The organism is Flavobacterium columnare NBRC 100251 = ATCC 23463 (genome assembly GCF_002530675.1).
In the GTDB taxonomy this organism is placed as follows: domain Bacteria; phylum Bacteroidota; class Bacteroidia; order Flavobacteriales; family Flavobacteriaceae; genus Flavobacterium; species Flavobacterium columnare.
The window spans coordinates 1-3,522 of the sequence record NZ_PCMX01000086.1 but is presented as its reverse complement, the minus strand read 5'-3'; the positions used below and the strand labels follow the sequence as shown (position 1 = coordinate 3,522).

General features: G+C 31.1%; 5 protein-coding genes and 1 pseudogene. 2 read left to right on the top strand and 4 right to left on the bottom strand.

Annotated elements, in window-relative coordinates:
• A pseudogene (locus B0A78_RS11510) lies at nucleotides 1–593 on the bottom strand (hypothetical protein); the annotation flags it as partial.
• Between the two features lie 151 nt (nucleotides 594–744).
• Here B0A78_RS11510 and B0A78_RS11505 point away from each other — a divergent pair.
• Both B0A78_RS11505 and B0A78_RS11500 read left to right on the top strand, forming a co-directional pair.
• Nucleotides 745–1,089 carry a helix-turn-helix domain-containing protein gene (locus B0A78_RS11505; RefSeq protein WP_097609686.1) on the top strand — a complete coding sequence of 115 codons (345 nt, stop codon included), beginning with the start codon at nucleotides 745–747 and terminating at the stop codon, nucleotides 1,087–1,089.
• A gap of 174 nt (nucleotides 1,090–1,263) precedes the next feature.
• Nucleotides 1,264–1,620 (top strand): helix-turn-helix domain-containing protein, encoded by a 357-nt coding sequence (locus B0A78_RS11500; protein ID WP_317044844.1) that lies wholly within the window; start codon nucleotides 1,264–1,266, stop codon nucleotides 1,618–1,620.
• A gap of 342 nt (nucleotides 1,621–1,962) precedes the next feature.
• Here the strand turns inward: B0A78_RS11500 and B0A78_RS11495 are convergent, their stop codons facing one another.
• From B0A78_RS11495 to B0A78_RS11485, 3 genes are all read right to left on the bottom strand, one after another.
• The gene (locus B0A78_RS11495; protein WP_063743592.1) at nucleotides 1,963–2,433 is read right to left on the bottom strand and encodes a hypothetical protein; all 471 of its coding nucleotides are present in this window, start codon (nucleotides 2,431–2,433) and stop codon (nucleotides 1,963–1,965) included.
• 95 nt (nucleotides 2,434–2,528) lie between these two features.
• Nucleotides 2,529–3,287 (bottom strand): hypothetical protein, encoded by a 759-nt coding sequence (locus B0A78_RS14730; RefSeq protein ID WP_186809004.1) that lies wholly within the window; start codon nucleotides 3,285–3,287, stop codon nucleotides 2,529–2,531.
• A gap of 22 nt (nucleotides 3,288–3,309) precedes the next feature.
• Nucleotides 3,310–3,522 (bottom strand): RHS repeat domain-containing protein (locus B0A78_RS11485; protein ID WP_317044843.1); only part of this gene is annotated, 213 nt, incomplete at its 5' end.

The following is a 3,522-nucleotide window of genomic DNA, read 5'->3' as shown; positions in this document are numbered from 1 at the left end:
TCGATTTTGTCTTCTTCTGGGATTAATTCCGATACTTTACTTTGTAGGTGTGTTTTTCCTGCTCCGCTACTTCCTAGTGATATACAATGTAATGGATTGTTGGTTTTTCTACTCGTGAATATTAGATACATTAATAATCGGTTAATTTCTTCACCGATTACTCCCGATTTACCGATTAACTCTTGTGTGCTTTCTATTAGTTTTTCTTGACTTAAAAATTCCTTTGCTTCTTTGATTTCTTTTTCTGTGAGTACTTTTACTTGTTTTTCGTAGAGTTTGCCTTGTTGTTCTACTTCTTGTAATCGGTAATTTTCGAGTTCGTTTGTAAGTTGGTCTAAATCTCTTCTTACTATGGTTGTGCCTATTTCTAGTCGTTCGGCTACTTTTCTAGTGAGTTTTTCTATACTGGTGTCGTTGTACAAATCAATATTCTGTCTTAATACTTGCTCCGACTTTTGTTTGCTTATTCCTAATGTGACTCGTAACGCTTCTAAATTATTGAACCTGATACCTCCTAGAATAGAGATTTTAAGGTGTTTGGTTTCGTAGAGGTAGTGGTTGGGGTTTTGTGTGTTTAAGTTTGATTTTTCCATATTGTTGATAATAATATTTTTGGTTACTTATTATCAACAAAAGTAGAATATAGTTTTTAATTAAAAAAGAACTATTATAAACTTTTTCTTTACCTAATCACTTTTTATGTATATTTTTGTAAACATCTAATACAATTATGCTGTTTTTACTATGACTTTAGGAGATAAAATAACCAACCTACGAAAACAAAAAAACCTTTCCCAAGGTGATTTAGCAGATAAAATTGGGGTATCTAGAGATGCTATAGGAAAGTATGAAAGAAATGATATTATGCCAACTGCTGATAAGGCTAAAAAAATTGCTGATATATTAGGCATAACTTTAGATTTCCTAATGAATGACAAGCCTCAAGATGACACGGTTTTTGATAGTGATGTAATTTACAGAATGGAAGAATTACAAAAATTACCCGAAGCCGAAAAAGAAAAAATAAACGCTATAATTGACGCTTTCATTAGAGACACTAAAGCCAAACAAGCTTTTAGACTTTCATAAAAGAAAAATTTTACCACCATAAACAACAAAAGCAACTTTAGAGGTTGCTTTTGTTGTTTTTATCACTGTTGTGGGCACGATTTACAAAATCGCGCTAACCTTTGCGTTGAGACTCACTTTGTGTTATATCCGAGCGATCGGGGTAAGTAATCTATATTTGCTAAATAGTATTAAATTACTCTTAAAAACGAGGTATTTATAGCTTTTGCAGACAGACTAACATACGCTAGGAAACAGAAAAAACTAAAGCAATCTGATTTAGGAAAAATGGTTGGAACTTCTGGCGACATTATAGGTAAGTATGAACGTGGAGAAAATTCTCCGTCTATTGATATGGCTTCTAAAATTGCTGAAGCTCTCGGAGTTACTATTGATTACCTTGTAAAAGATGGAGTATATGAACAAATAGACAAAGAAACCCTAACTAGATTAAAAGAAATTCAAAACCTTGATGAAGAAACTAAAAAACATATCTTCGCTACCATTGATGCCTTTATTGCCAAAACTAAAATTCAGTCCATCTTAAAATAATCGTTTTATTTCTTTACTACAACCCACAATAAAACACGCCCTAAAGCGTGTTTTGTTTTTTACTCTCTGTTGTGGGCACAGAAAACATTTCTGCGCTAACGTTTGCGTTGAACCAAGATTGCGCATATCACTTTGTGTCATATCCGCGACATCTGGTAACCTTTGCGTTGAGACTCACTTTGTGTTATATCCGATCGATCGGGGGCATATCCGAGCGATCGGGGCTACAAAGCCAAGCAGGCTTACTACCTCATAACAACCCACAAAAAAACACGCTCAAAAGCGTGTTTTGTTTTTTATTTATTATCCCTCAATGTCAGGAGAATTGGAGAAGTAGATTTACTATTGTGGAGCTGGAGCTTCAATGTTTCCAAGTGTGCTTTTTGATCCACAGTCTTTATGGGTCGTTTTATAAATATTTCTCAAAGAATCTGTCCATATTTTTACTATAAAAGATTTTTTCCCTCCACCCCATTTTTCGATAAAGTAAGAACAGTTTGGTTTCAAATTAAAATATTTTATATTCCTTTTTATTCCTCCTTTTGTATATGTGTAATACACAGGGATTTTCTTAAAACTAATCTCTAAAGGAGGTGATTTTTGATTATTATTCCATACTAACATCATTGATTCGTTAATAGGGAAACCTTCTTTTGAAATAGAATCACTTTCAATTGAAATATTTTTTAAAGGACTCTCATTACAACTATAGAGAACTTGTTTTTCAACATCAAAATATATCTGATGAACTGTGTCTGAATTACAAGATATTAATAAAAAAACTAAACTTATAGTGTAAAAATATTTTACCATTTCTTAAAATAATTTATTTTATTCTTTGTAAAAAACTTAATTTAACAACTCTAAAAAAGTTAAACAGTATAGTATTTGTACTTTTATTTTAATCTTTAATTAGTTGCTGTACTTTTATTTCGTTTTTTAAAATCTTTACTAATTTTAGGCTGTTTAAAAGTATTATTTATAAATTTTCTTGATTCTTTTGTTTCAACATCTATATATTTTTTCCACCAAGTATTAATTCTTTTTATTTTAACATCATCAGAATTTTTTTGGTTTTCTAATAGGCTTTTTAATTTATCCTTTCCGTAATAACTATCAACAAAGTTTGCAAAATTTTGAAATATATTTTCTCCTACATCTGCTTCACTTTCTTTTGTAGAATAACTACCATTATGCCAATTTTGTCCTGTAACAACATTTTCTGCATATTGAAATATTGAACTCACTATATGTACTGTATTTCCATATTCTACTTGAGGTATATGCCCTACTTCGTGAGCATTTCTCTTTAAAAAAGTCATTGTATATCTAGGCTCTGTTGCTGAATTTTCATCATAATAATGATAAATATTGGCTTCATCTGAATTTCTACCAGTAGTAAGTGAAGAACCAGGATCACCAAAATCACTAAATTTAACTGTAACATTTTGAATTTGTTCCTTGCTAACCCCTGTAACTAAATTTAGTAAATGAGTAGCAACCCTTGTAAATTTATAGCTTTCAGGTACTTTACATACTTTAATTTGATTATTTATATTCTGTGTAATATAAAGATATGATTTAACTTCTATAACACTTTTTGAATAACCTTTAATAATATTTTTCCAAGGTCTAACAGGGTCTTCACCATCAGTATCATTAAACATTATAGGATTATTTAAGGCGAAATTATATGTGCTTAATGAAGCGAATTTTTTTTTCCATAGGATCAGGCGAAAACCATCTTCCAATTCTCGGGTCTAAAAGTCTTGCTCCAAAATCATAACTATTCCCTTCGCCCTTTAACTCATCATCTTTTTCCTTTCCATTAAACCCGTATCTATACTGATTACTAGCCCCGTGACGGTTTGGAATGAGGGAGCCAAAAGGGTAATACTTTAT